Source organism: Mesorhizobium sp. W067, assembly GCF_054719525.1.
Genome location: NZ_JBTTII010000001.1, coordinates 2,747,039 through 2,772,697, shown reverse-complemented (window position 1 = coordinate 2,772,697; position 25,659 = coordinate 2,747,039). Strand labels below are relative to the sequence as shown.

At 63.8% G+C, this 25,659-nt stretch carries 18 protein-coding genes and 1 pseudogene; 9 read left to right on the top strand and 10 right to left on the bottom strand.

Annotation, left to right across the window (positions count from 1 at the left end; translation table 11 throughout):
• Positions 1–50: 50 nt before the first annotated feature.
• The 5 genes from ACYG97_RS13615 (at position 51) to ACYG97_RS13595 (ending at position 5,348) form a co-directional block, all read left to right on the top strand.
• Positions 51–1,175, top strand: coding sequence for a sugar ABC transporter substrate-binding protein (locus ACYG97_RS13615; RefSeq protein WP_023682221.1), 1,125 nt, complete (start codon positions 51–53; stop codon positions 1,173–1,175).
• Positions 1,176–1,268: 93 nt separating this feature from the next.
• Positions 1,269–2,831, top strand: coding sequence for a sugar ABC transporter ATP-binding protein (locus ACYG97_RS13610; protein WP_023733122.1), 1,563 nt, complete (start codon positions 1,269–1,271; stop codon positions 2,829–2,831).
• A complete protein-coding gene (locus tag ACYG97_RS13605) occupies positions 2,828–3,808 on the top strand; it encodes an ABC transporter permease (protein ID WP_023733121.1) in 981 nt (326 codons plus the stop codon). Before ACYG97_RS13610 ends, ACYG97_RS13605 begins: the two co-directional genes overlap by 4 nt.
• On the top strand, positions 3,805–4,791 hold the full coding sequence (locus tag ACYG97_RS13600; protein WP_023673071.1) for an ABC transporter permease: 987 nt from the start codon (positions 3,805–3,807) through the stop codon (positions 4,789–4,791). Before ACYG97_RS13605 ends, ACYG97_RS13600 begins: the two co-directional genes overlap by 4 nt.
• 2 nt (positions 4,792–4,793) lie before the next feature.
• A complete protein-coding gene (locus ACYG97_RS13595) occupies positions 4,794–5,348 on the top strand; it encodes a gluconokinase (protein ID WP_023733120.1) in 555 nt (184 codons plus the stop codon).
• On the opposite strand, the gene ACYG97_RS13590 is transcribed toward ACYG97_RS13595, so the two are convergent.
• The gene (locus ACYG97_RS13590) at positions 5,343–6,491 is read right to left on the bottom strand and encodes a hypothetical protein (protein ID WP_023733119.1); all 1,149 of its coding nucleotides are present in this window, start codon (positions 6,489–6,491) and stop codon (positions 5,343–5,345) included. The two genes, ACYG97_RS13595 and ACYG97_RS13590, sit on opposite strands and share 6 nt — an antisense overlap.
• A 113-nt stretch (positions 6,492–6,604) precedes the next feature.
• On the opposite strand from ACYG97_RS13590, the gene ACYG97_RS13585 reads away from it, so the two are divergent.
• The gene (locus ACYG97_RS13585) at positions 6,605–8,146 is read left to right on the top strand and encodes an acyl--CoA ligase (protein ID WP_050590379.1); all 1,542 of its coding nucleotides are present in this window, start codon (positions 6,605–6,607) and stop codon (positions 8,144–8,146) included.
• Positions 8,147–8,211: 65 nt separating this feature from the next.
• On the opposite strand, the gene ACYG97_RS13580 is transcribed toward ACYG97_RS13585, so the two are convergent.
• Positions 8,212–8,661, bottom strand: a complete 450-nt coding sequence (locus tag ACYG97_RS13580; protein WP_023673075.1) for an RrF2 family transcriptional regulator — start codon at positions 8,659–8,661, stop codon at positions 8,212–8,214.
• Between the two features lie 259 nt (positions 8,662–8,920).
• Positions 8,921–9,906, bottom strand: a pseudogene (locus tag ACYG97_RS13575) (sulfate ABC transporter substrate-binding protein).
• 240 nt (positions 9,907–10,146) lie between these two features.
• Here ACYG97_RS13575 and ACYG97_RS13570 point away from each other — a divergent pair.
• Both ACYG97_RS13570 and ACYG97_RS13565 read left to right on the top strand, forming a co-directional pair.
• Entirely contained in the window at positions 10,147–10,419 is a 273-nt protein-coding gene (locus tag ACYG97_RS13570) for an AbrB/MazE/SpoVT family DNA-binding domain-containing protein (RefSeq protein WP_023682213.1), read from the top strand.
• On the top strand, positions 10,419–10,817 hold the full coding sequence (locus ACYG97_RS13565; protein WP_023705604.1) for a type II toxin-antitoxin system VapC family toxin: 399 nt from the start codon (positions 10,419–10,421) through the stop codon (positions 10,815–10,817). The genes ACYG97_RS13570 and ACYG97_RS13565 overlap by 1 nt, the downstream gene beginning before the upstream one ends.
• A 14-nt stretch (positions 10,818–10,831) precedes the next feature.
• On the opposite strand, the gene ACYG97_RS13560 is transcribed toward ACYG97_RS13565, so the two are convergent.
• From ACYG97_RS13560 to ACYG97_RS13530, 7 genes are all read right to left on the bottom strand, one after another.
• On the bottom strand, positions 10,832–11,872 hold the full coding sequence (locus ACYG97_RS13560) for a sulfate/molybdate ABC transporter ATP-binding protein (protein WP_023673079.1): 1,041 nt from the start codon (positions 11,870–11,872) through the stop codon (positions 10,832–10,834).
• A 69-nt stretch (positions 11,873–11,941) separates the two neighbouring features.
• Positions 11,942–12,826 (bottom strand): sulfate ABC transporter permease subunit CysW, encoded by an 885-nt coding sequence (gene cysW / locus ACYG97_RS13555; RefSeq protein ID WP_023690809.1) that lies wholly within the window; start codon positions 12,824–12,826, stop codon positions 11,942–11,944.
• On the bottom strand, positions 12,819–13,670 hold the full coding sequence (gene cysT / locus ACYG97_RS13550) for a sulfate ABC transporter permease subunit CysT (protein ID WP_023687973.1): 852 nt from the start codon (positions 13,668–13,670) through the stop codon (positions 12,819–12,821). Before cysT ends, cysW begins: the two co-directional genes overlap by 8 nt.
• 18 nt (positions 13,671–13,688) lie before the next feature.
• Positions 13,689–14,717 carry a sulfate ABC transporter substrate-binding protein gene (locus ACYG97_RS13545; protein ID WP_023733117.1) on the bottom strand — a complete coding sequence of 343 codons (1,029 nt, stop codon included), beginning with the start codon at positions 14,715–14,717 and terminating at the stop codon, positions 13,689–13,691.
• A 229-nt stretch (positions 14,718–14,946) separates the two neighbouring features.
• Positions 14,947–15,630, bottom strand: a complete 684-nt coding sequence (locus ACYG97_RS13540; RefSeq protein WP_023733116.1) for a M15 family metallopeptidase — start codon at positions 15,628–15,630, stop codon at positions 14,947–14,949.
• 145 nt (positions 15,631–15,775) lie between these two features.
• Positions 15,776–17,881: a penicillin-binding protein 1C gene (pbpC, locus tag ACYG97_RS13535; protein WP_352916607.1), complete on the bottom strand. Its 2,106-nt coding sequence runs from the start codon at positions 17,879–17,881 to the stop codon at positions 15,776–15,778.
• A gap of 83 nt (positions 17,882–17,964) precedes the next feature.
• On the bottom strand, positions 17,965–23,451 hold the full coding sequence (locus tag ACYG97_RS13530) for an alpha-2-macroglobulin family protein (RefSeq protein ID WP_460221585.1): 5,487 nt from the start codon (positions 23,449–23,451) through the stop codon (positions 17,965–17,967).
• Positions 23,452–23,728: 277 nt separating this feature from the next.
• On the opposite strand from ACYG97_RS13530, the gene ACYG97_RS13525 reads away from it, so the two are divergent.
• Positions 23,729–25,657: an autotransporter assembly complex protein TamA gene (locus ACYG97_RS13525; protein WP_460221584.1), complete on the top strand. Its 1,929-nt coding sequence runs from the start codon at positions 23,729–23,731 to the stop codon at positions 25,655–25,657.
• Positions 25,658–25,659: the final 2 nt, after the last annotated feature.

The window sequence follows — 25,659 nt, the reverse complement described above, 5'->3', positions numbered from 1 at the left end:
TCAAAATTAACAAGCAGCAGCAAATAAAACTACAACTGGGAGGAATATCGATGATCAAGTCACTTGTTGGTGGCATCGTTGCCGCCACTGCATTCGTCATGCTGAGTTCGTCGGCCATGGCCGACCCGGAAGTCGTCAAGGGCCCGTCGGCTGAGCCGGATTGCTTTGCGCCCTGGGCGGCCGATACGCAGTTCTTCAAGTTCCCCAAGAAAGACGGCCCATACCGCATCGCGCTCGCCAATGGCTATATCGCCAACACCTGGCGCATCCAGATGGTGCAGACCGCCAAGGCCTATGCGGCCCAGCCGGAGGTCGCCGCGAAACTGAAGGAATTCAAGGTCGTCTCGACCGGCGAAGACGTGCCGGCTCAGATTTCGGCGATCAACAACTTCATCGATTCCGGCTATGACGCGATCGTCGTCAACGCCCAGAACCCGACCGCTTTCGGGCCGGTCATCAAGCGCGCCAAGGAAGCTGGCGTCATCCTCGTCGCCTTCGACAATATTCTCGATACCAAGGACGCCATCAACGTCAATGTCGATCAGAAGGGCCTTGGCGAATTGTGGGGCAAATGGCTGGTCGGCCATGTGCCGAATGGCGGCAAGGTGCTCGAAGTGCGCGGCGTTGCCGGAACTTCCGTGGACACCGACCGTCACAACGGAATCCATGAAGCGCTCGATGCCTCCGGCAAGAAATGGGACGTCACCGAGGTGGTCGGCAAATGGGACGACGGCGTGGCACAGAAGGCCACGGCCGACGCCATTGCCACCAACGGTCCGTTCGACGGTATCACCGGGCAAGGCGGCGACACCGGCATCGTGCAGGCGATGATCGATGCCAAGCATGCTTTCGTGCCGTTCGGCGGCGAGACCGAGAACGGTTTCCGCAAGTTCTGCGCGGCACATGCCGGCGACGGGCTGAAATGCTCATCGGCCGGCACCGGTCCGGCGCAGGTCGCGGTCGCCATCAAGACGGCGATTGCCGCGCTCGAAGGCAACGTCGTTCCGCAAGCAGTGAAACTGCCACTGGCGATCGTCGAGGATCCGAACTTCAAGGCCGGTCAGGATTTCTTCCCCGACCAGTCCGACAATTTCTTCGTCGGCAATTCCTTCCCGACCTGCGGCATCAATTTCACCGCGCAGGAAATTATGGGTCAGACCAAAGCTGACCAATAGGGCTGACCAATAGGCGGCATATCCGGCGCCGCGGGATCTCCGCGGCGCCGGCCACTCGATATCCCTTGAAGTCAAACTGCCTCGGGAGGGCCGATGGACGGTGCGGTTCCGCTCTTCCGGATGGAAGGCATATCCAAGCGCTATGGTGGCGTGCGGGCGCTGGAAAAGGCCGAGCTTTCGGTCTCGTCCGGTAGCATCCACGCCATTCTCGGCGAAAACGGCGCCGGCAAATCGACGCTGATCAAGGTCATGGCGGGCGTCGTCGCGCCCGACGAAGGCCGCATGATGCTGAACGGCAGCGAGGTGACGTTCGCTTCGCCTGCTGCTGCAAACAAGTCCGGCATCGTCTGCATCTTCCAGGAGCTGTCGCTGGTTCCCGAACTCAGCGTTGCCGACAACATCGTCATCTCCGATCCGCCGAAGCGTTTCGGCATGATCGACCGCAAGGCGCAGCGCCGCATTGCCGAGGATGCGCTGGCACGCGCAGGTGCGGCCGACATCCATCCATTGGCGCTGGTCAAGGATCTTCCGCTTTCAAGAAGACAGATGGTCGAGATCGCCAAGGCATTGGCCAGGAAGCCGCGCATCCTGATCCTCGACGAGGCGACCTCGGCCCTGACCGCGACGGACGTCGCCAGGATATTCAGCGTGCTCAAGCGACTGCGCTCGGAAGGGCTGGCGCTGCTTTACATTTCGCACCGCATGAACGAGATCGCCGAGCTTGCCGACCACTGCACGGTGTTTCGCAACGGCCGCAATGTCGCCAGCTACAAGGCAGGCACAAAGAGCGACAACGAAGTCGTCGAACTGATGATCGGGCGCGAATATAGCCATATTTTCCCGCCGAAACCCGCGCGCACCGCAGCCGCCGCCGTTCCCGTGCTGGAGGCGCGCAAGCTGTCCTGGACGGACCGGCTGGACAATGTCTCGCTGACGGTCGGGGCAGGCGAGGTCGTCGGCCTTGGCGGCCTGGACGGCCAGGGCCAACGCGAATTGCTGCTTGCCTTTTTCGGTGTGCTGCGCGGCCTCGGCGGCCAGATCCTTATCGATGGCAAGCCGGTTTCGATCGCCAGCCCGCAAGCGGCGCGCGACGACCGCATCGGCATGGCGCTGATCCCGGAGGACCGCAAGACCGAAGGCTTGATGCTGCCGATGACGGTGCGCGAGAACCTCTCCTTTGCCGCCCTAGACCGGCTGTCCAAGGCCGGCATCATCGACCGCGCCGCCGAACAGCGGCTGATCGACGACATGGTCGGGCTGCTGGCGATCAAGACGGCCGGCCTCGACATTCCGGTCGGTGCGCTGTCGGGGGGCAACCAGCAGAAGGTGGTCATCGCCAAATGGCTGATGCGCCAGCCGCGTATCATCCTGCTCAACGATCCGACGCGCGGCATCGACGTCGGCACCAAGCAGGAACTCTATCAACTGATGCGCAAGCTGGCGGATGCGGGGGCGGCGATCCTGTTCTATTCGACCGACTATGACGAACTGATCGGCTGCTGCGACCGCGTGCTGGTGCTCTATGACGGCGCGGTCAAGCGCGAGCTGGTCGGGGCCGAGATCACCGAGCGGGCGCTCATTGCAAGCGCGCTCAACATCCACGGCGATGACGGCGCGAGAGACGATGCCGGCGCAAGACAGGGAGCGGACGCGTGAAAGAGTGGCGCTACTGGCTGGCCGAGCAGCGCGGAACACTGATGGCACTCGGCATATTCATTGTCATGTTCGTCATCTACACCTCGAACCATCCGGCGGGCTTCACCGCCAATGTCGTGCAGACAGCGTCCAACAAGGGCGTGCTGCTCGCCTTCGTCGCCATGGCGCAGACACTGGTCGTGATCACCGCCGGCATCGACCTCTCCGTCGGCATGATCTTCACGCTGACCAATTGCCTCGCCTCCTGGCTAGTTATCGGCACCGGCCTCGAGACCGCTTTCGGCGTCATCGCCGTGCTCGGCACCGGGTTCCTGTGCGGGGCGATCAACGGCGCCATCGTCATCTACGGCCGCCTGCAGCCGATCGTCGCCACGATCGCCACGGGTGCGGTCTATTTCGGCATCGCGCTGCTGCTGAGGCCGTTTCCCGGCGGTTCGGTCAACGAAGGTCTCGCCGACGCGCTGACCGGACGCCTGTTGGGCGTGGTGCCGGCGAGCCTGGTCGTGCTGCTCGCCGTCGTGCTCGTGGTCTGGGTACCGTTCAGCCGCTCGGTGCTCGGGCGCGCGGCCTATGCGGCCGGATCCTCGGAGACGGCGGCCTACATGTCCGGTGTGCCGATAAGGCGCGGCAAGTTCGCTGCCTACGCGCTCGCAGGCCTGTTGGCCGCGATCGGCGGACTTTTCCTGACCTTCTTCACCTATACGGGCGATGCAGCCTATGCCAGCGGCAACGCCTATACGCTGTTTTCAATCGCCGCGGTGGTGCTGGGCGGCGTCTCGCTGTTCGGCGGCAAAGGCAGCGCCATCGGCGCCATCTTCGGCGCGCTGGCCTTCCGCACCATCGGCGACCTGTTGTTCGTGTTCGATTTCGACCCGCTATGGCAGCCACTGTTCCAGGGCGTTATCCTGCTGGTTGCGGTCAGCCTCGGCGCCTTCGCACTGTTTCGGGTCCGCAACCGGCTGGAGTGGTTCCTGTGAGCGAAACGACGTTGGGCGGCATCGCCGGCCGCATGCCGAAATTCATCCGCCGCGCCGATCCGGCGGTGCTGACGGCCTTCGCCTGCATCGTGCTGTTGCTGTTCCTAGGCAGCCTCTATTCCAGGAGCTTTCTGTCGCCTGAATATCTCTTGCAGCAGCTCAAGGTGGCCTCGTTCCTCGGCGTCATCGCCACAGGCATGATGCTGGTCATCCTGCTAGGCCAGATCGACCTGTCTGTGCCGTGGGCGGTGGCGGCGGGCGCGATGATGGCGTGTGCGGCTGCGGCCTATGGCCCGATCGGTGTGGCGCTGGCCATCCCGTTCGGCATCTTTTGCGGGGTGCTGATCGGCATCGTCAACGGCTTTGGCGTCGCCTATCTGCGCATACCCTCGATGATCATCACGCTCGCCACCAACGCTGTCGCGCAAGGGCTCATGGTCGTTTATACCGGCGGCTACTCGCCACAAGATTCGGCCACCGGCGCCATGCGCTATCTTGCGACAGGTTTTACCATTCCTGGCGTGCCTAACGCCGTCATCATCTGGGCGCTGATTGGTGCCGCGATGGTGTTCGTGCTGTCCCGCACCAGCTTCGGCCGCACCGTCTACGGCATCGGCAACCGCGAGCGTGCCGCCTATCTCTCCGGCATCGATACAAGGCGCGTGGTGATGATCGCCTTCGCTATCTCAGGCGGGCTGTCCGCCTTTGGCGGAGTGCTTCTCGCCGGCTATGCCTCCAAGGCGGCGCAATCGATGGGCGATGCCTATCTCCTGCCGTCGATCGCCGCCGTGGTTCTGGGCGGCACCTCCATCCTGGGTGGCCGCGGCTCCTATCTCGGCACCGTCGCCGGTGTCATTCTGATCACCCTCCTGCAGTCCATACTCTCGGTCATGCAGATGCCGGAGGCGGGGCGGCAGATCGTCTATGGCCTGGTCATCGTCGCCATGCTCCTGCTCTACGGCCGCGCGCCGGCAAGCCGCTGACCGTGGACGAAGAGACGGCACAGGCGCCAATGGGCGCTACCGGCTCAGTGCCTCGGGCCATTGTGGTGATGGGCGTCGCCGGCTGCGGAAAGTCGGCTGTCGGCAAAGCATTGGCAGCAGAGGAAGGGGCCGTCTTTGTCGAGGGCGACAGGCTGCACCCGCCCGAAAACGTCGCCCGCATGGCGAGCGGTGAGCCGCTCACAGATCAACTGCGTGAGGGCTGGCTCGATGCCATCGGCGAGCGGATCGCCGACCTGACCGGCAGCGGCCAAAGCGTGGTTGCCGCCTGCTCGGCGCTGAAGCGCAGCTACCGCGATCGTCTGCGCGGCTTCCGCCGGGATATCGTTTTCATCTATCTGGAGATCGATCCCGCTACCGCCAAGCAGCGTGTCGCCAGCCGCAAGGGGCATTTCATGCCGGCAAGCCTGGTCGAAAGCCAGTTCGCCATCCTTGAACCGCCTGGCGCCGACGAGCGGGCGCTGACGGCCGACGCCACACTTCCAGTGGCTGAGATCGTCACCGCCGTTGCCAGCCTGCTGGCCGGCGCAAAATCATGAACCACCCTCGTCGGGCAAGGCGGTTTCCGGCCGTTCGGTGAACCGGTAATGGCCTGACCAGACCATCATTTGCTCGGGATAGAGTTTCAACGCCTCCAGCAAGCGGTCGCGCTTGAGCAATATGTACTCGGCCTGAAGCGCCGTGTTCTTGGCGCCGCCGGCTCTGGTCGCGGGCTCGCCGGCCTCTGCCGGGGCCGGCACCAGTTCGGGACTTAGGACGGCGCGGTATTGGCGGAACGGATCGGTCTCGAAGGTCGACATGGAAAACAGCGCCGCCTTGCCTCTGGCAGCGAAATTCGTCGGCGCCGAGGCGAGGTGGGTCCAGCCGCTCTCGCCAAGGCCGACTTCGGTGAATGTCGAGCCGGCATGCACCGTGTTGGTCACCAACACCACGCCGTTGCTGCCAAGGATCTTCTGGATCCGGCCGGTGACCTGGTAGGCGTCGCTGCGGTCGAACACGATCCGGCTTTTCAGGAAACGGTTCTCGACCCGAACCATCGGCGGGTTCAGGAAGCGCAAGCCGAAGGTCGAATCGGATATGCCGTGAGCCCTGACACTGAGCTGGTGTGTCTCGATTCCGGCTTCATGGAGAGCGCGTTTGCCGATTATGGTCTGGGCCGTGAACTGATCGCACCAGATGATAGCGCCGTGGCCGCGCTTCAGCGCCGCTTCCAGACCTTCCAGGCCTTCCAGCCGGATATCAGGCGACCACCGGCGGCCGATGAGATGCGCGGCAAGCAGCAGACGCCGACGGTGGTTGGCGCAGAGCAAGGCCCTGAACTGCCTTTGCGCATCGATGCCATTGCCGAGCACGGCGCGCGTCGCGGCGGCGTAGCGCACGAAATCCTTGCGGATGTGGCGCTTGAGGCGCAGTCCCGATACGCGGCTGCAGATCGCGGCCCACCAATTGACCGGCAGCAATGCCGCGACCCCGAGATAGAAGGCGGCCAGCAGCAGCTCGCGGAAATCCCTGTTGTTGAAGGTGCGCAACTTGCCGGCGCGGACCAGCTTGCGGCTGAAGAAGCGAACATTCTCGGCGCGTTCGGGCACCAGGATGTCGGCGATGATTTCCGTATGATAAATGACGGCGGACGATGGTGTCCGGTCGGCTTTCCGGGATTTTCCCAGCCACGGCAGCCTCATCCGATCGGTGTCCACCTGTTCTTGCGTGCGTCCGGAAATCGCTTTACTGCGTCTGCCACGGGCGCGCAATCGGCGCCGGCAAGGCCATGGTGAACGCCATTCAGGGTTCGAACTTGAAACAGGCCCTATCGGTAGCACTTCCTCAACTGGAGCCCTGGCAGCCGGCTGCTGTGGCGCTGATGGCGCCGGACCGGCCATCCCTGAGCTTTGCCGGCCTCGCCAATCTTGTCGACAAGCTCTGCGGCGATCTCGCCAGGCGTGGCGTTGCCCGCGGCACGGCCGTCGGCATCGTCTTGCCCAACGGCCCGGAAATGGCGGCCTGTTTCCTGGCGGTCTCGGCGTTGGCGACGGCTGCGCCGCTCAATCCGGCTTACGGCGAAGACGAATTCCGCTTCTATCTCGGCGATCTCGATGTGAAGCTGCTGCTGTGCGGACAAGGCATGGGCGATGCCGCGCGCAACACCGCAAAGGGGCTCGGCATTGCGGTGCTCGACGTCGTCGTGACTGACGGCGCCAAGGCCGGCGAGTTTCTCCTCTTGGGCGACGCCGAACTTGCGGCTGCCGGCGAGGCACGCCGCGACAAGGTGCAGCTCAACGGGCCCGACGATTTCGCGCTTGTCCTGCACACATCGGGAACCACGGCGCGGCCGAAGATCGTCGGCTTGCGGCAGCGCAATCTGCAGGCATCGATGGCCAACATCGCCAGCACCCTGGCGCTGTCGGCAAACGATATGTGTCTCAACGTGATGCCGCTGTTCCACATTCACGGGCTGATGGCGGCGCTCAGCGCACAGCTGGCAGTCGGCGGCGCTGTTGTCTGCACGCCGGGCTTCAACCCGCTCAAATTCTACGGCTGGCTGGGCGATTTCCGGCCGAGCTGGTACAGCGCGGTGCCGACCATGCATCAGGCGATCCTGGCGCGCGCCGCCCGCAATGGCGAAACCATCGCGGCTGCGCGGCTGCGCTTCATCCGCTCGTCTTCGGCAGCGCTTCCCGACACCGTGTTCCGCGACCTCGAGCGCGTCTTCGGCTGTCCGGTGGTCGAGGCCTATGGCATGACCGAGGCGGCGCACCAGATGACATCCAACGGCCTGCCGCCGGCACGCCGCAAGCCAGGCTCGGTCGGCCTGCCTGCGGGTCCGCAGGTGACGATCCTGGACGACAAGGGGACGATCCTGCCGGCGGGTGAAAAGGGCGAGATCGCGGTGCGCGGCGCCAACATCCATGATGGCTATCTCGACAATCCGGTGGCCAATGAAGCTGCCTTCAGCGATGGCTGGTTCCGCACCGGCGACCAGGGCCTCATCGACGAGGATGGCGATCTGAAGATCACCGGGCGGCTGAAGGAGATCATCAATCGCGGCGGCGAAAAGATCTCGCCGCTCGAGGTCGACAATGTGCTGCTCGATCATCCGCTGGTGGCGCAGGCGGTGACCTTCGCCGTGCCGCACGCCATGCTCGGCGAAGAGGTGGGTGCGGCCATCGTGCTGGCCGAGGGCGCCACCGCCGATGCCGAGCAGATACGCGATTTCGCGCGCAGCCGGATCGTCGAGTTCAAGGTGCCGCGCCACATCCTGTTTCTCCAGGAGATACCCAAGGGTCCCACCGGCAAAATCCAGCGCGTCGGCCTGGCCGGCAAGCTCGGCCTGGTCTGAGGACTCTCATTTCAGCATGGTCTTGTCCGAAAACCGGTTCGCACTTTTCGGGACCATGCTCTAATTTAGATCTGCGATGTCAGCTCGACCGGAAAATCATCATTGTCGGCGTCGCGCATGGCGGCGAGGCTGCGATTGTCCAGCACTTCGGCGATCGCCTGGCGCACTTCCAGCATCATGTGCCGGACTTGGCAGGTCGCCTCGTCGCAATCCTCGCAGCGCTGGTATTGCGTGCGGCTGGCGCAGGGTATGGGAGCGAGCGGGCCGTCCAGCACGCGCACGACGTGGCCGATCTTGATTTCGGAAGCCGGCCGGGCGAGGCGATAACCGCCTTCCTTGCCCTTGCGACTGAGGACGAAACCGGCATTGCGCAGCTCGCCCAGAATGGCATCCAGGAATTTCTTCGGGATGTTGTTGGCGATCGCGATGTCGTTCACGAATGCAAGCTGGCCGACCGGCAGGCCGGAAAGATGCACGAGGGCCTTGAGGCCGTATTTGCCTTTTTTGGTAAGCATGCCCGCTTCAGTTCATGAAAACCCCAACCACCCGCATCTGGCGGTTGTTTGTGTGCAAATCATGACGTTTCGCCTGAACAACCCGGTTTCGCGTAGAACAAGCCGCCCGATTGCACGTTGGGCACAAAGGCGTTGATTCTTTGTAACGTTTTTCACCGATCGCGACAGATTCCGCCTGAAGCCGTTTGTCGGCGCGCGAAAACGAAGAAGGCGGCAAAGCGCCGGCTTTCTTGTGAGGTGAGGTCGAACGCTGCTGATATCAGCGGCTGCCATAGGTCTGGTCGAGCAGACCGCCGGCGGCGAAGTGCTCCTTCTGTACCTTGTCCCAGCCGCCGAAGACGTCTTCCACAGTCAGCAGGCGGACATCGGGGAAGTCGGCCTTGTATTTTGCCGCGACTTCAGCGTTGCGGGCGCGCAGGCCATTTTCAGCCGCGATGGTCTGGCCCTCGGGCGTGTAGAGGAAATCGAGATAGGTCTTGGCGAGGTCACGGCTACCGTGCTCGTCGGCGACCTTGTCGACGATCGCCACCGGGAATTCGGCGAGCAGGCTGACCGTTGGCGTGACCTGTTCGAACTTGTCGTTGCCATACTCCTTGCGGATACCGCGCGTTTCCGACTCGAAGGTGATCAGCACGTCGCCGATCTCGCGTTGCACGAAGGTGGTGGTGGCGGCGCGCCCGCCGGTGTCGAAGATCGGCACGTTGTTGAACAGCTTGGTGACGAACTCCTTCACCTTGGCGTCGTCGCCCTTGAAGGCTTCCTTGGCGTAGGCGGTTGCGGCCAGATAGGTGTAGCGCGCATTGCCCGAGGTCTTGGGGTTGGGGAAGATCACCTGCACGTCGTCGCGCACGAGGTCGTTCCAGTTCTTGATGTGCTTGGGGTTGCCCGCGCGGACGAGAAAGGATGGGAGCGAATAGAAGGGCGAGGCGTTGTCGGGGAAATCCTTCTGCCAGTCGGCGGAGACGAGGCCTTTCTTGACCAGAAAGTCGATGTCGGTGACCTGGTTGAAGGTGACGACATCGGCGCCGAGGCCTTCGGCAATGGCGCGCGCCTGCGCCGAGGTGCCGGCGTGCGACTGGTCGACGGTGACGCCCGGATGGCCGGCGACGAAAGCCTTGTTCACCTGCGCGAACAATTCGCGGCCGCATCATAGGAAGCGTTGAGCAATTTGTCGGCCGACCAGGCCTGCGAACAGGCGAGGATCAGGCCGGCGACAGTGGCGACGCTGAGGAAAAATCGCTTCATGAACACAGGCTCCGATGTGCAATGCGTTGCCAGAACATAGCCGGGCCGGAGGGTGTACTGCGAGGCACACGGGGCAGACGTATGGCGTTGCAGCGAAAAAGAAATCGCTGAAGCAGGTTATCGGCGAAATTTCATTCCAGCCGAAATGCCGATGCGTTGGGGTTTTCTGTGGTTTGCAATTCGAGGCCGAGTGGCATATACAAATGGCATATACAAGTGGAGCAGACAGGGGAGGCTGCCATGCCGCAGCACCGTCACTCAATACCACCCCCCAGGGAGGCGAAGTTGTTTCGCAACAACCGCAGTCAGGCGGTTCGCATCCCTGTCGAATTCGAGCTGCCTGGCGAGAAGGTCCTGATCAGCCGCGATGGCGACCGGCTGATCATCGAGCCGGTCCGTCAACCAGGCCTCACCGCCTTGCTCACCCAATGGGCGAAAGAGCCGCCGCTTGGTCCTGAAGACGACTTTCCCGAGATCCATGATGCGCCCGTGGGGCCTGAGGATATCTTTTGATGCGGTTCATGCTGGACACCAACATTCTCAGCGACATGATCCGAAACCCTACCGGCAAGGCTGCCAGTGCGGCGGTTCGCGCGGGAGACGGTGCCCTGTGCACCAGCATCGTTGTCGCCTCGGAGCTGCGTTATGGCTGCGCCCGCAAGAGATCGGCCAAGCTGCTCGCCAAGGTCGAGCAATTGCTCGCCGAGGTTCCTGTGTTGCCGCTCGATGTGCCGATGGATAACGAATACGGAGCACTTCGTGCCGAGCTGGAGGCCAGAGGCCAGCCAATCGGCCACAATGATCTTTTCATTGCTGCCCATGCCTGTGTGTTGGGGACGACACTGGTGACGGCCAACACCGCTGAGTTCCGTCGGATCAAGGGCCTGACGGTCGAGAACTGGCTGGAGTAGCGCCGGATCGATGTCTATGCCGCCGGGAAAAGCTTCCAGCGCCTCGGCCTGAACGCCACCCGGCTCTTCTGCGCCGCAGGATGGTCCACAGGCAGTTCGATCTCGACGCGCTGGCGCTCGCCGCCGATTTCCAGTTCGACGCGTCTTGTGCCGGCGACGCGGCGGCTGGCGGCGACCGTGCCGGCGATGCAGCCGCTGCAGCCGTCGAGCAGTTCGATATCGTGCGGGCGGAAGTACAGCGTCGCATCGCCCTCGGGTGCGTGCGGCGCCGACACGCCGATCGGACGGTCGGCGAGCCAGATCTCGCCATTCTCAACCTTGACCGGCAGCATGCTCGATTCGCCGATGAAGGAGTAGACGAAGGGCGAGTTCGGCGTGTCGTAGATCTCGTCGGCGGAGCCGACCTGCTCGATGCGCCCCTGGCTCATCACCACGACGCGGTCGGCAAGCTCGAGCGCCTCTTCCTGGTCGTGGGTGACGAAGACGGTGGTGTGGCCGGTACGGTCATGGATCTCGCGCAGCCAGCGGCGCAGTTCCCGGCGCACCTGCGCATCGAGCGCGCCGAACGGCTCGTCGAGCAACAGCACCTTGGGCTCGATGGCCATGGCCCGGGCGAGCGCCACGCGCTGGCGCTGGCCACCCGAAAGTTGCGCCGGATAGCGCTTTTCCAGGCCGGAAAGCTGAACGAGATCGAGCAGTTCGGAGGCGCGTCGGCGGATTTCGGCCGCCGGTGGTCGCGACGGTCCATGCCGCACCTTGAGGCCGAAGCCGATATTGTCGGCGACCGTCATGTGCCGGAAGAGCGCATAGTGCTGGAAGACGAAGCCGACATTGCGCTCCTGGATCGAGCGGTGCGAGGCGTCCTCGTCGCCGAAGAAGATCTTTCCGCGCGTCGGCCGCTCCAGGCCGGCGATAAGCCTCAGCAGCGTCGTCTTGCCGGAGCCGGATGGCCCAAGCAACGCGATCAGCTCACCCGATTTGATGTCAAGCGATACGTCATGGAGGGCCGGAAACCGGTCAAACTCCTTGCGTACGTTGGCAACGCGAACTTCCATCAAATGTCCCTTTTTAGTGGATGCATGTCGTTATCCCAAAACCGCTTCACACTTTTGGGCGACATGCATCTAATGTCCGCGCGTCGCGGCGATCTCGGCGCCGTAGCGCATCTCAAGAAGTGTTTTCAAGACCAGCGTGACCAGCGCCAGGCCGGCAAGCAGCGAAGCGACGGCAAAAGCGCCGACGGCGTTGTACTCGTTGTAGAGGATTTCGACATGCAACGGCATGGTGTTGGTCAGCCCGCGTATGTGGCCCGACACGACCGACACCGCGCCGAATTCGCCCATCGAGCGGGCGTTGCACAGAAGCACGCCGTAGAGCAATCCCCATTTGACGTTGGGCAGCGTCACGTACCAGAAGGTCTGCCAGCCATTGGCGCCCAGAGAGAGCGCGGCTTCCTCGTCGCCGTTGCCCTGTTCCTGCATCAGCGGGATCAGTTCGCGGGCAACGAAGGGGAAGGTGACGAAGATGGTCGCGAGCACGATGCCGGGCACGGCGAACAAGATCTGGATGCCGTGCGCCTTCAGCCATTCACCGAACAGTCCCTGAGCGCCAAACAAAAGCACATAGACCAGGCCGGAAATGACCGGCGAGACCGAGAAGGGCAGGTCGATCAGCGTGGTCAGAAAAGCCTTGCCCTTGAACTCGAACTTGGCGATCGCCCAGGCAGCCGAAATGCCGAAGACGACGTTAAGCGGAACGGCGATCACCGCCACCAGCAGCGTCAGCCGGATCGCCGAGCGCGTATCGGGATTGGAGAGCGATTCCGTGTAGGCGCCAATGCCTTTCGCCAGCGCCTCGTGGAAGACGATGATCAGCGGCAGCAGCAGGAAGATGGCGAGGAAGGCGAAGGCCACCGCCATCAGCAGCAGCCGCACCGGCCGGCTTTCGGTTACCGCCGCCGACCGGCTCTCGTGATGCGGTTCGTAGGATTTGATCTCGGGGTCAGCCATAGCGCTTGCGACTCCATGACTGCGCCAGGTTGATGACCAGCAGCATCACGAACGACAGCAAAAGCATGATCGCCGCGATCGCGGTGGCCGCCGGATAATTGTACTCCTCGAGCCGGATGACGATCAGAAGCGGTGCGATCTCCGACTTGTAGGGAAGGTTGCCGGCGATGAAGATGACCGAGCCGTATTCGCCGACGCCGCGCGCGAAGGCGAGTGAGAAGCCGGTGATGATGGCCGGCGCCAGGCCGGGAAACAGGATGCGGGTGATGATCTGGAAGCGGTTGGCGCCGAGCGTCGCGGCGGCTTCCTCCACTTCCTTGTCGATCTCTTCCATGATCGGCTGCACCGTGCGCACGACAAACGGCAGGCCGATGAAGACAAGCGCCACGACAATGCCGAGCGGCGTGTAGGCGACCTTGATGCCGAGCGGCGCCAGGAGATGGCCGATCCAGCCATTGGGCGCATAAAGAGTGGTCAGCGCAATGCCCGCGACCGCGGTCGGCAGCGCGAAAGGCAGGTCGACCATGGCGTCGACGACGCGGCGGCCGGGGAAGCGGTAGCGCACCAGCACCCAGGCGACGAGCGTGCCGAAGACGACGTTGACGGCGGCTGCGATGAAGGCTGTGCCGAAGCTGATTTCGAGTGCGTTGATGGTCCGGCGGTCGGTGGCGATCGCCCAGAAATCGGTCCAGCCGAGGGCTGCCGAGCGCCAGATCAGGCCCGACAGGGGGATGAGGATGATGAGCGTGAGGTAGGCAAGCGAGAAGCCGAGCGTCAATCCGAAACCCGGAATGACACTCGGCTGTCTGAATCGCCACCCCGCCTTGGCGGGTGCTATGGTCATGTCGTCCTGATCTAAATCCTACTGGGCCGGCTTGTAGATCTGGTCGAATATACCACCATCGCCGAAATGATAAGGCTGTGCCTTCTTCCAGCCGCCAAAAAGCGGATCGTCGATGGAGATCAGCTTGATTTCGGGCGTCTTCGGAATGTCAGCCGCATCCACCAGCTCGGGCTTGGCCGGACGATAGTGGTTCTTGGCGATGATCGTCTGGGCTTCCTTGGAATAGAGCCAGCCGAGATAGGCTTCGGCGACCTTGCGGGTGCCCTTGGCATCGACATTGGCGTCGACGATCGCAACCGGCGGCTCGGCCAGGATCGAGGTCGGGGGATAGACGATCTCGAAATTGTCGGCTCCGAATTCATTGAGCGCCAGATAGGCGTCGTTTTCCCAGCCGATCAGCACGTCCCCGATGCCCTTTTGCGCGAAGGTGACCGTCGAGCCGCGCGCACCGGTGTCGAGCACCGGAGCATTGGCGTAGAGCTTGCCGACGAATTCCTTGTTCTTGGCTTCGTCGCCGCCATCATTGGCGTTGGCATAGGCCCAGGCGGCAAGGTAGTTCCAGCGCGCACCGCCGGAGGTCTTGGGGTTCGGCGTGATCACCTGGACGCCGTCCTTGACCAGATCGCTCCAGTCGTGGATGCCCTTCGGGTTGCCTTTGCGGACCAGGAAGATGATGGTCGAGGTGTACGGCGCCGAATTGTTCTCGAATTTCTTGCGCCAGTCCGGATTGATCTTCTTCGATTTGGTGACGATGGCGTTGATGTCGCCTTCGAGCGCCAGCGTGACCACATCGGCATCGAGGCCGTCGATCACGGCGCGGGCCTGGGCGCCCGATCCGCCATGCGATTGCTGGATGGTGACCGTCTCGCCGGTCTCGGCCTTCCAGTGTGCGACGAAGGCTTCGTCATAGGCTTTGTAGAGTTCGCGTGTCGGGTCGTAGGACACGTTCAGAATGGTGGTATCGGCAAACGCGAAACCGAGCGTGCCGAACTGGATCGATGTGGCGACCAGTGCGCCGAGCAGTTTCTTGAAATGAGCTTTGGTCATTCCCGCCTCCGTTGGTGACGGCTGAACTCTATCGAATTGATAGAAATTAGATGCATTCAACGTTGCCTTTTTTGTCCCCCCGAAGGAAATTTTCGCCGATATTGGGTTTCGGAAGGAAATATTTTCCTCATATTGGTCTAACCCGAATCCGGCCGGTTTGACGCTATCTAGGAGCTGACAGCGCAGAAGCAAGGCCGAGCGAGGGAGGCTCGGTGTTGCACCGGGCGGTTCAGCCCGCAGTGATAGGAAAATCGAAGCGCAGCTTTGGAAACGGCTCATCCCGAAGCGTGTAGTGCCACCACTCTGGCGCATAGTTCTTGAAGCCGCCGGCGCGCATGGCGTCGAGCAGCTTTTTGCGGTTTGCCGCCGCTTCTGCCGCCAATGGGCGATGTGCGGTTTCGCTTGCCGGGTCGAAACAGTCGAAGCTGGTGCCGAAATCGAGCGTGCCGGGGCCGGCCGCGCCGCAAGCGGCGGATGACTTGTTCTTGCCGTCGCTGCGGGCGATGGCGATATCGACGGTCGAGCCGCGCGAATGGGTGGACAATTCGCCGATATAGCCCTTGGCGATGAGGTCGCCGCGCTGCACCTGAGGGTACCATTGCGGATCGGGCGGGCCGCCCTCTCTGGTCCATTTGCCCATGTCGGCAACGGCGCGGGCCGGGCGGTAGCAGTCGAAGACGACCAGCGTCAGGCCATCGGCGGCGAGCGCTTTCTGCACACCGGACAGCGCTTGCGCAGCTTGCTTCGTGAGGATGCAGATTGGGGCTTCGTAGCCATCGGCCTTGCGATGCAGGAAATTTTCCAGGCCGGCATAGCGGATGTCCTGGCGGATCGAGGGATCGACATCGGCCAGGCGGACGAAGCCGGCGGGCAGGGGATCGGCGTCGGCGGGGGAGCAAGTCGAAACGAACATGGATAGGGCTAAGGCCAATCCTCGATGCAAGCGCTTCGGCACACCCCCCTCTGGCCTGCCGGCCATTGGCCGGCAGGCCAGAGGGGGGTGCCTCGCGCCGGGTTTCAGGCGAAGAAGCCCAATCCCCTGAATCGCTTGGCGCCATCTATTCAACGAACACCTTCACGCTTGCCGCGCGTCCCACGGCGTCGATGACGGTGAGCGTTGAATAGCCGGCGCCGTCGGGCAGCCAGGTCGCGGTGCGGCGGCGGTCGATGCCGACGAGCGGCTTGCCATTGGCCAGCCAGCGGAACGGCGCGCGGCCGCCTTGCAGTTTCAGCACCAGCGGCGAGGCCTCGGCGGAATTGGTGGCGAGATCGACGCGGGCGCCGTTGGGCGGGAAAATGATCGTTGGCGCCGGTTCCGTCGGGCCTGCCTGCACCAGTCCGTCGGCGCCGGCGCCGAAGCGCCCCAATGTCACCGGCAGGTCTTCGCGCCTGGCCTTGAGGACACCGGCCGGCTGGCTGGGCAACGGGACGGCGGTGAGGCCGGAGCGGACGAAGCCCTCGAACAGGATGGGGGCGGCCGAGACATAGCCGGACAGGCCGGGCACCGCACCGGCATCGGCGCGGCCGACCCACACACCCAGCACGTAGCGGCCGTCGAAGCCGACCGACCAGGCGTCGCGATAGCCGTAGGACGTGCCGGTCTTGTAGGCGATGCCGCGCTGCAAGGCGCCCTCGGGCGGCTTCACGCCCGACAATATGTCGGTGATCTGCCAGTTCGCCTGGGCGTCGAGGATGGTGGCGGTGGTGCGCTCGGAATTGGCCGGCTCGGTGCCGTCATGCAGCGTGTTTGCCTTCCCGCCATTGGCGAGGCCGGTATAGAGCTGGACGAGATCGCGCAGCGTCACGCCGACGCCTCCGAGGCCGATGGCGAGGCCCGGCGCCTCGTTGACCGGTAGCACCGGGCTGACGCCGGCCTGGCGGAAGCGCGCCATCAGCCGTGCCGGGCCGACAGAGTCGAGCACGCGGATTGCCGGCACGTTGAGCGACAGCTGCAGCGCCTGGCGGATCGAGACATCCCCCTGATAGCCCATGTCGAAATTCTTCGGCCGGTAGCCGCCGAAATCGACCGGGCTGTCCTCGATCAGCATTTCCTGGGCCACCAGCCCCTGCTCGAAGGCGAGGCCATAGATGAACGGCTTCAGCGTCGAACCGGGCGAACGCACGATCTTGGTCATGTCGATCCAGCCGGAGCGGCTGGCGTCGAAGAAATCGGCCGAACCGACTTCGCCGAGGATGTCCCCGGTGCGGGCATCGGCCATCACCATGGCGACGGAGAGGCGCGGCCCAAGTTTGATCGCGGCATCGCGCGCCACCTGCTCCAGTCCTTGCTGGACGCTTTTGCGGATCGTCAGCTGCAGCGGCTTGCCGGGGACGGCCTTGGGCAGCATGGCGTAGGCGGCGTGTGGCGCCAGCGCTGGCAATTTGCGGCGCAGGCCCGAGACATCGTCTAGTGCGGCGCGCGCGGCTTCGCGCTCGCCGAGCAGGCCAGCTGATACCATGCGGGTCAGCACGCGGTCGCGGGCGGCATGAGCGATGGTGAGATTGCGGTCGGGACGGCGCTTTTCCGGCAATTGCGGCAAGGCGACGAGCAGGGCTGCTTCCGAGACGGTCAGCCGCTTCGGCTCTTTGCCGAAATAGGCGAGCGAGGCGGCACGCACGCCTTCGAGATTGCCGCCATAGGGCGCCAAGGTCAGGTAGCGTTCCAGTATCTCCTGCTTGGACAGGCGCCGCTCGATCTGGATGGCGCGCAGCATCTGCTTGATTTTCGAGCCGAGGCTGCGGCTTTCGCGGGGCTCGATCAGCCGGGCAAGCTGCATCGACAGGGTCGAGCCGCCGGAGACGATATGGCCGGTGGTGGCGAACTGGCCGGCGGCGCGCGCCAGCGCCAGCACATCGACGCCATCATGGTCCCAGAAGCGCTTGTCTTCATAGGTGACCAGCATGTCGACGAACTGCTTGTCGACCTGGTCGAGATGAGTGTCGAGCCGCCAGTAACCGTCCGGCGTGGCGAAGGCGCGCAACAGCTGGCCGTCGCGGTCCTGGACCTCGGTGGAGACGGTGAGCCTTCCGGGCAGCGGCGGCGGAAAAGCGCGGTCGAGTTCCCAGAGAGAAGCGGCAGCGATCGCCGCAAAGCCGACGAGGGAGGCGGCGGCGATGCCTGTTCGACGGAGAAATTTTCTGGAGAGCATGGTGGTGCCCTTCATCCGCCTGCCGGCTCCTTCTCTCCGCATAGCGGGGAGAAGGAGATGGTCGCGGACATCGGCGTGTTCATCTTCGTCAAGGCGCCTTACGGCGCCTTGATCTCCATCATGCCGGTGGCGGTGCGGGCCGAATATTGCGGCCGGTACATGTCCTCCACCGTGGCCGCCGGATGGGCGTAGGTGCCCGGCGTCACCGCACGCACGACATAGGCCAGCATGATGTTGCGGTCGCCATCGCCGTCATTGGGATTGAATGCCGCGACGAAACGGTCGTCGCGGAATTCGAGATGGGCTGCATCCGTTTGCGCCAGCCAGGTGAAGTTCGACAATTGGGCGCTGGAGACAAGGCCCGGATTGTCGATCTCGAAGCCGGCCGGCAACAGGTCGGTGATCAGCAGGCGCGAAGGCCAGCGGTTCTGCTCGTAAACCTTGAGCACGACCACGTAGCGTTCGTTCTGCGTCGCCTCGGTGACGTTGGCTTCGGTGCCATCGAGCTTGTAGTAGGTGCGGTCGATGGTGAAGCCGTCGCCGCCGGCCGGCAAGGGCTCTACCGGCGAGGCGACCGTGGTGACGACCGCCTGCAGCGGCGTGGCGCCGGTGTTGGCGATGGTCAGCGGGCTGTCGGCAATGTCGGTGCCGCTGAGGTGGTTGGAATATCCACCTGCATGCGGCGCGCCGTTGACCGACAGCGTGATCGAGTCGTTGCCCGACTTCAGCGCGCGGGCCGCCAACAGCATCCAGGACTCGTCCTGCGTGCTGGTCCAGCGGGCATCGGCACGTTCCCTTGCCACCAGCCGGATCAGTTCCGGCACGATGGTAGGCGCCGGCTTCGATTCGGCGGCGAGCGCCAGGATCGCGGCGCCATCACGCAGCCGTGAGCCATAGTCGGACCGGTAGTAGTCGTACTCGGTGGTCGACTTGGCCAGCTGCAGCGCCGTCTGGAAGGTCGCCTCCGAACGTTGCGCATCGCCGTAGAGCGCCAGGCTCGCCGCCAACTGGGCGACGGCCATCGGGCTCGAGAAGGCTTCGAGCTTGGTGTCGGCGTAGTAGCGCAGATCGCCGACCGAGGCCTTCTTGTTGCGGGCCAGAACATAGAGCGCGTAGGCGATTTCGCTGCCGCGATCCTGGACGTCCTGGTCGTAACCGACCGAGTTTTGCAGATTGCTCAGCGCCTGGCTCATCGCCAGGGCCGGCACGTCGTAGTTCTGCTCGCGCGCCCGGGTCAGGAAGTCGGTGACGTAAGAGTCAAGCCACAGGTCGCCGGAGCCCGGACCCCACAGGCCGAAGCTGCCGGCCGAAGCCTGGTAGCTCAGCACCTTGTAGATGGCGGCCTGCACGCGGCCGTGCAGTTCGGGATCGCTTTGCATGCCAACGCCGGACGCCAGATCGTTGACGTAGAGAAGCGGCATGGCGCGGCTGGTGGTCTGCTCGGCGCAACCATAGGGGTAGCGGTCGAGCGTCATCAGCAGTGACGGCACGTCGAAGGCCGCAGCCTGCGAAACGCCGACGCTGATCGAGGCGCCGTCGAGCAGGCTTGCCGCGAGCAGCTCCTTGTCGACGCGCAGCGAGCCGCCATTGCCCTTGAGGTCGACGACCAGACGGGTGGTGACCGGCAATTGCGCCGGACGCACCGGAACATACAGCGTCTGCTCGACGGCGGTGCCGTCGCCATGGGCGAGCTTGATGGTGATCGAGGCATTGCCCGCCGTCTGTGCAATCAGCGGCACGGTCAGCGTCTGGCGCTTGCCCTTGGCCAGCGTCAGCTTTTCGGGCAAGGGCTTGTCGCCGGTCGAGAGGTCGCCGGTCGTGGCGATCGACAGGGCATAGTCGCCCTCCGGACCGTCGGTGTCGGCGACGTCGAGCCGCATGATAGCTGCATCTCCAGGCGCCAGGAAGCGGGGCAGGCCGGCAGTGATCACCACCGGATCGCGCACGATGACATCGGTCGTGGCATGGCCGACGGCCTCCTTGGTCCAGGCGACGGCCATGACGCGCACGGTGCCGTTGAACTGCGGGATGTCGAAGTCGATCCTCGCCTTGCCGTCGGCGTCGAGCTGGACCGGGCCGGAGAAGAAGGCGACCAGCTTTTCGGTCGGCGGACTGCCTTGCGGCTGCATCGAGGCGCCGTCGCCGCCGGTCCTGAGCTTGCCGCTGGTGCCGAGCGAGCCGTCGATGAGACGGCCATAGATGTCGCGGACTTCGAGCCCGAGCATGCGCTGGCCGAAATACCAGCCCTCCGGATCCGGCGCCTTGTAGTTGGTGAGGTTCAAAATGCCGACATCGACGGCAGCGACCGTGACATAGGCATTGCTGCCCGGTGCTACGCCGGCGACCGAAACCGGGATCGACAGCTGCTGGCGCGGCATCGTCTTGTCCGGCGGCGTCAGGGTGACGGCGAGCTTTTTCGAACCTGGGTCGACCGTCAGCCATTTTACGCCGATGGCGCGCGCCGGCATGCGGGTTTCCTGCGCATCGCCGGGCCGGAACAGGGTTGCGGTGATGTAGGCGCCGGCGCCCCAGTTGTCACCGACCGGGATGTCGACCGTGCTGCCGCCGGCCGGCACGGTTGCCGTGACGGTCTTGAGCAGCTTGTCGGCGCCGATGGTAACCAGCAGTTCGCCGGCAAAATGCGGCGACACTTTCAGCTTGGCCACGTCGCCGGCGGCATAGCTGTCCTTGTCGAGAGCGATCTCGAGCCCGTCAGGCGTTTCGGTGGAGGTCGAGGAGACATACCAGCCGGCGTCGAACTCATAGCTGGTCGCCGGGCCTTCGGGATCGGCAGTCTCGATCTCGAGCCGGTACTGGCCCCAGTCGACCGGCATCGTCACGGTCCCCTCGGCATCGGCGCTGAGATCGACCTGGCCGTTGGCGATCGACTTGGTGAAGGTGACCGGTTCGTAGTTCCACGAGTTGTTGTTGCGATACCACTGGTAATTGCGTTCGACCTTGACCAGCGACCACTGCGCGCCCTTCAGCGTCTCGCGCTTGCCGTCGGGGTCGACCGCGATGAGGCTGAACTTGGCGGTGCCGCCCTGCGGCACCTCATTGTCGGCGAAATCCGGACGAATGCCGATCATGTGGCCTTGCGGGCGGATGCCGATGTTGAGCGAGCGTTCGATGGCGCGGCCGCCGGTTTCACGCATGCGAACCGTGACCTTGGCGTCGACCAGCTTGGTGGTCGCGGGCAATTGGTCGACCGTGACCGGGAAGGTCGCCTTGCCGTCGTCGCCGACCACCGGCAGACCGGTGAACGGGGTGACCGAAGGCTCGGCCGACTGCTCGTCGGCAAGGCCGAACGAATAGCCGGCGAAACGGTCCCAGTCGCGCGCCGTCGAAAGCGTCAGCTCGCCTTCGAGTGCGAGGCCGGCGGCCGGCGCGCCATAGAGGAAGCGGCCGTCAATGTCGATGTTGGCGGTTTCGCCCTGTGCGATCTCCTGCTTGTCGGACTTCATGTCGAACTCGATGCGATCCGGCACGAAGTCTTCGACCAGGAACATCTGGCTGGAAACGGCCGCCTGCTTGGGATCGGTATAGATCGACACCGTCCAGGTGCCGCGCATGGCGTTGGCTTCGAGCGGCAGGTCGACGGCATAGCCGCCGGCCGAGACGCCATCGGCAACGATGCGGCGGTTCTCGACGCCGTCGGGACGGGTGAAGATGAAGGTCAGCGGCAGGTTTTCCACCGCTTTGGAGGCGCCGTCGCGGGCAAGGGCTGCGACATGCACATCCTCGCCGGCGCGGTAGATGCCGCGTTCGGTCCAGGCATAGACATCGAGCGCACCCGGTGCGGCACGTCCGGAGACACCACGATCGGAAAGATCGAAGCCGGCGCGGCCCATGTCGAGGAAGACGAAATCGTTGTCGCCCTGCTTGGCCATCAGAACGGCCGGCACCATGCCGCCGTCGCCGCGCGTCAGGCCGGGGTTGAAGACAGCGTGGCCTTCGGCGTCGGACGTGGCTGTGCCGAGGATTTCATTGTTCCTGGCCAGCAGCGTCAGTTCGGCGCCGGCGATCGGCTTGGCGGTTCCGAGCGAGCGGGCAAAGACATTGAGGCCATCCTGGCCGGTATAGGTCGACAGGCCGATGTCGGAGACGACGAACCACTGCGTGGCAAGCGAATTGTAATTGTCCTCGTCATTTTCATTTACCGCTTGCGCGGTCAGCACGTAGACGCCGGGCTTGCGCTGCGGCAAGGCTTCGTCGACCGGGAACGAAGTCGTGACGTCCTTGTTGAGGTCGTTGGCGATATCGAGCTGCCCCTGCCAGACCGGCTCACCCATCTGGTCGGAAATGCTGGAGATATCATAGCCGTCGAGCTGCTTCAGGAACTGATAGCCGGACAGAAGCTGCGCCAGCGAACGATCGCCGATACGGTAGAGCTTCATCTGCGCGGTGTTCATGTTGACGGTGACGATGGGGATGCCACGGCGGGCGCCGGCGGGCAGCACGAAGCTGTCGCCGGTGAAGCGGGCGGACGGCGCACGGTCCTGCACATAGATCGACAGCACGACCGGAGCGGCGGTGACCTCGCCAATGGCGGCCGGCAGACCGGCGCGGAAGGTCACTTCGTAATGTTGGCCGTGCTCCAGGCCTTCGACGCAGATCTGCTTGTCCTTGGCCTCGACGCCCTTGGGCGGCTGGTTGTCGACGGTGACGAACTGGGCGTAGTCGACGCCGGTCTTGACCAGCTCCTCGGAAAACTGCGCGCAAATGCGCGGCGCGCTGGTGTCGGCGTCGATCGAGTGATCGATGACGCGGAAGCCCTTGCGGGCCTTGAGATCCTCATATTCGGCCTTGACCGCCGGCGAACTGACCAGCGCGAGGCTGGCTTCATAAGCCTGCAGGGCCGGACGGTAGAGATCGCGGCGGTCGAGGCCGTTGCCGAGCAGCGCCAGCACTTCGGCGCGGGTCTTGGTGGTACGCAGCAACTTGTAGGCGTTGATGGCGGCGGAGGTGCCTTTGACCGGCAGATTGTAGGATTCGGAGGTGCCGCTGGCCGGCTGTATGGCAAGCGTTTCACGCGCCAGACCGAGCCAAAGCTGGCCGTCGTCAGGCAGGACCGAGACCGCGGCCTCGTATTTGTTCATGGCCTGGCCATGGTCGCCGGTCAGTGCAGCCTGTTCGGCGGCGGCGCGGAGTGATTCCAGCCCGTCGGTCGGCTTGTCATAGGCCGGATCGGTCAGCTTGTTGCGGTATTGCTGGGCCTGGTCGGCCATCCAGTTGGGGAAGAAGGCGAGTTCCGGCGGGGCGCCGATATCGGGGTCGCCATCGACATTGACGACCTTGCCCGCGACCGCGCCGCTGAAGGGTTTCAACTGGTTATAGTCGGATTTTAGGAAGCACCATTTGGCCTTGTTGTTGTAAGTAAAGGCGCGGCAGGCGGGATCGCCGAGGCATGTCGTCTTGCACTGATCGAGGCTGACATTCTGGTCCGATCTGAGATCGAAGCCGAAATAGTCGGAATTGTTTGAGGTCACCACCCGGCGGGCTTCGGCCGCTTGCGCTACAGACCCCCAGCCGAAAATGAGAAGAATCAAGATCGACAGACCACGAGCCGCCGCGCGCATCGCCATAACACCCTCCAGACACTGCTACGTCCGCGGCATGTTCAAGCTTCAGTCAAGCTTGTCAACACGAGGACGGGCAGGTTTCCGCCCGCCAACGGTTCCCAAACCGGCCAATGACCGGTATGCCGATAGTTCATCCACGGGAAAGGGATCACGCTTTCTTGCGAAAACGCAGAAGGTGTGAATTCCAAGCCCTGCCTATTTCAGACAATTGGATTGTGGCCCCTTTACGAGCGCTTCAAAACTTCATTCCAATTTTAGTTTTGTAACCTAGGTTGTCCTGATGCCGGCGTATGAAGCGCAGATGTGGAAGGTAAGTGCGCCACGGCGCACGCTTTCGCGCGCGCTGATTGTGGCGTTGGCGTGCTCGACCGTGCTCGTTGCCGAATCGGGGTCGGCGGTCGCCTTCGAGCTCTTCGGCATCAAATTGTGGGGCTCTTCGAATGACGAAGACGCCGATATCGTCGACCCGCTGCGCTATGCGGTGACCATCGAAGCGCCCGATGCCGACAAGGACCTGATCAAGAAGCTCGAAAACGCCTCGTCGCTGAAATCCGACGAGGACCGCCCGGTTTCCGGCTCGCTCGGCCTTTTGGCCAAGGCGCGTAGCGACCGCGAACAGCTGGTCGCCGCGCTTTATGCCGACGCCCGTTATGAAGGCGTCGTCACCATCACCATCCAGGGCAAGGTGCTCGACGATTTGCCGCCCGATGCCGAATTTACGGGTCCGCAGCCGATCCCGGTGGTGATCAGCATCTCGAGCGGGCCCAAATTCACGCTCGGCAATATTCGGCTGGAGGGCGATGCCGCCGGGCTGGCGAGCGCCGATTTCGGCCTGATAGCCGGCGGCGATGCCGGCTCGGGCGCCGTGCTCAAGGCCGAGGCGCTGATCGTGCGGGCGCTGAAGCAGGAGGGCCGGCCGCTGGCCCGGATCACCGACCGGCAGGTCGTGGCCGAGCACACCACCTCGACGCTAGACGTGACGCTGACGGTGGCCGCCGGGCCGGTTGCCGGTTATGGCGACACCACCGTCGACGGCACCGAGAAGGTCGATCGCGAGTTCACCGAATATATGACCGGGCTGAAACGCGGCCGGCAATATTCGCCTGACGAGATCGACGATGCCCGCGACCGGCTGCTGAGGCTCGAAGTGTTCAACAGCGTGACGCTGAAGGAAGCTGACAGTCTCGACGCCGACGGCAACATTCCGATCGGCGTTCAGGTCAGCGAGCGCAAACCGCGCTATTTCGGCGTCGGCGGCACTTTCTCCAACACCGAAGGGCTAGGCCTGGAAGGCTATTGGGGCCACCGAAATCTGTTCGGCCGAGCCGAAAAACTGCGCATCGAGGGCAAGATCAGCGGCATCGGCAGCAACGATCTCAGCGATCTCAACTACAATGCCGGCATCATGTTCGAGAAGCCGGGCGTGATCGGGCCGGCTTCGAAATTCATCGCCAGCGTCAAGACCGTCCTCGAACATCCCGATGCCTACGACCATTTCTCGGTCAAGGGCAGCACCGGCCTGTCCTATGAGATCGACAAGAAGCAGACGGTTTCGGCTGAAATCGCGCTGGACTATTCCAGGATCACCGACGCCTTCGGCAAGCACAAATACCTGATCGCCAGCATTCCGCTGCAATATGTCTATGACAACAGGGACAACCGGCTCAATCCGACCAGCGGCTTCAGGGTTCTGGCCTATGCCGAACCGAGCTACGACATTCTGAGCGGCGCCGCCTTCCTCAAGCTCAGGGGCGAGGGGTCGGCCTATCAGTCGCTCGACACGGCCTCGAAATTCGTGCTTGCCGAACGCGTCGCGCTGGGTTCGATCGTCGGCACCGGCCTTCAGAACGTTCCAGCCGACAGGCGCTTCTATTCCGGCGGTGGCGGCTCGGTGCGGGGATATGCCTATCAGGGCATCGGACCGAAGGACATCGACAATCAGCCGATCGGCGGGCTTTCCTTCTTCGAAACATCGGTCGAAATGCGCATTGCGCTGACCGACACGATCGGCATCGTGCCGTTCGTCGACGCCGGCACTGTCTCGACCACAGCGACGCCGGACTTTTCCGACGTGAAGGTCGGCGCGGGCGTTGGCCTGCGCTACATCACGCCGTTCGGGCCGCTGCGCATCGACGCCGCCGTGCCGCTCAACCGCGACCGTGGCGACCCGCGTTTCGGCATCTATGCCGGGATCGGACAGGCGTTCTGACG

What these genes read in the sequence shown, in the direction of transcription:
- ACYG97_RS13615 (WP_023682221.1), top strand. Translation starts at nt 51, where the DNA reads ATGATCAAGTCACTTGTTGGTGGCATCGTTGCCGCCACTGCATTCGTC.
- ACYG97_RS13610 (WP_023733122.1), top strand. Translation starts at nt 1,269, where the DNA reads ATGGACGGTGCGGTTCCGCTCTTCCGGATGGAAGGCATATCCAAGCGC.
- ACYG97_RS13590 (WP_023733119.1), bottom strand. Translation starts at nt 6,491, where the DNA reads ATGAGGCTGCCGTGGCTGGGAAAATCCCGGAAAGCCGACCGGACACCA.
- ACYG97_RS13580 (WP_023673075.1), bottom strand. Translation starts at nt 8,661, where the DNA reads ATGCTTACCAAAAAAGGCAAATACGGCCTCAAGGCCCTCGTGCATCTT.
- ACYG97_RS13570 (WP_023682213.1), top strand. Translation starts at nt 10,147, where the DNA reads ATGCCGCAGCACCGTCACTCAATACCACCCCCCAGGGAGGCGAAGTTG.
- ACYG97_RS13565 (WP_023705604.1), top strand. Translation starts at nt 10,419, where the DNA reads ATGCGGTTCATGCTGGACACCAACATTCTCAGCGACATGATCCGAAAC.
- ACYG97_RS13560 (WP_023673079.1), bottom strand. Translation starts at nt 11,872, where the DNA reads ATGGAAGTTCGCGTTGCCAACGTACGCAAGGAGTTTGACCGGTTTCCG.
- cysW (WP_023690809.1), bottom strand. Translation starts at nt 12,826, where the DNA reads ATGGCTGACCCCGAGATCAAATCCTACGAACCGCATCACGAGAGCCGG.
- cysT (WP_023687973.1), bottom strand. Translation starts at nt 13,670, where the DNA reads ATGACCATAGCACCCGCCAAGGCGGGGTGGCGATTCAGACAGCCGAGT.
- ACYG97_RS13545 (WP_023733117.1), bottom strand. Translation starts at nt 14,717, where the DNA reads ATGACCAAAGCTCATTTCAAGAAACTGCTCGGCGCACTGGTCGCCACA.
- ACYG97_RS13540 (WP_023733116.1), bottom strand. Translation starts at nt 15,630, where the DNA reads ATGTTCGTTTCGACTTGCTCCCCCGCCGACGCCGATCCCCTGCCCGCC.
- pbpC (WP_352916607.1), bottom strand. Translation starts at nt 17,881, where the DNA reads ATGAAGGGCACCACCATGCTCTCCAGAAAATTTCTCCGTCGAACAGGC.
- ACYG97_RS13530 (WP_460221585.1), bottom strand. Translation starts at nt 23,451, where the DNA reads ATGGCGATGCGCGCGGCGGCTCGTGGTCTGTCGATCTTGATTCTTCTC.
- ACYG97_RS13525 (WP_460221584.1), top strand. Translation starts at nt 23,729, where the DNA reads ATGCCGGCGTATGAAGCGCAGATGTGGAAGGTAAGTGCGCCACGGCGC.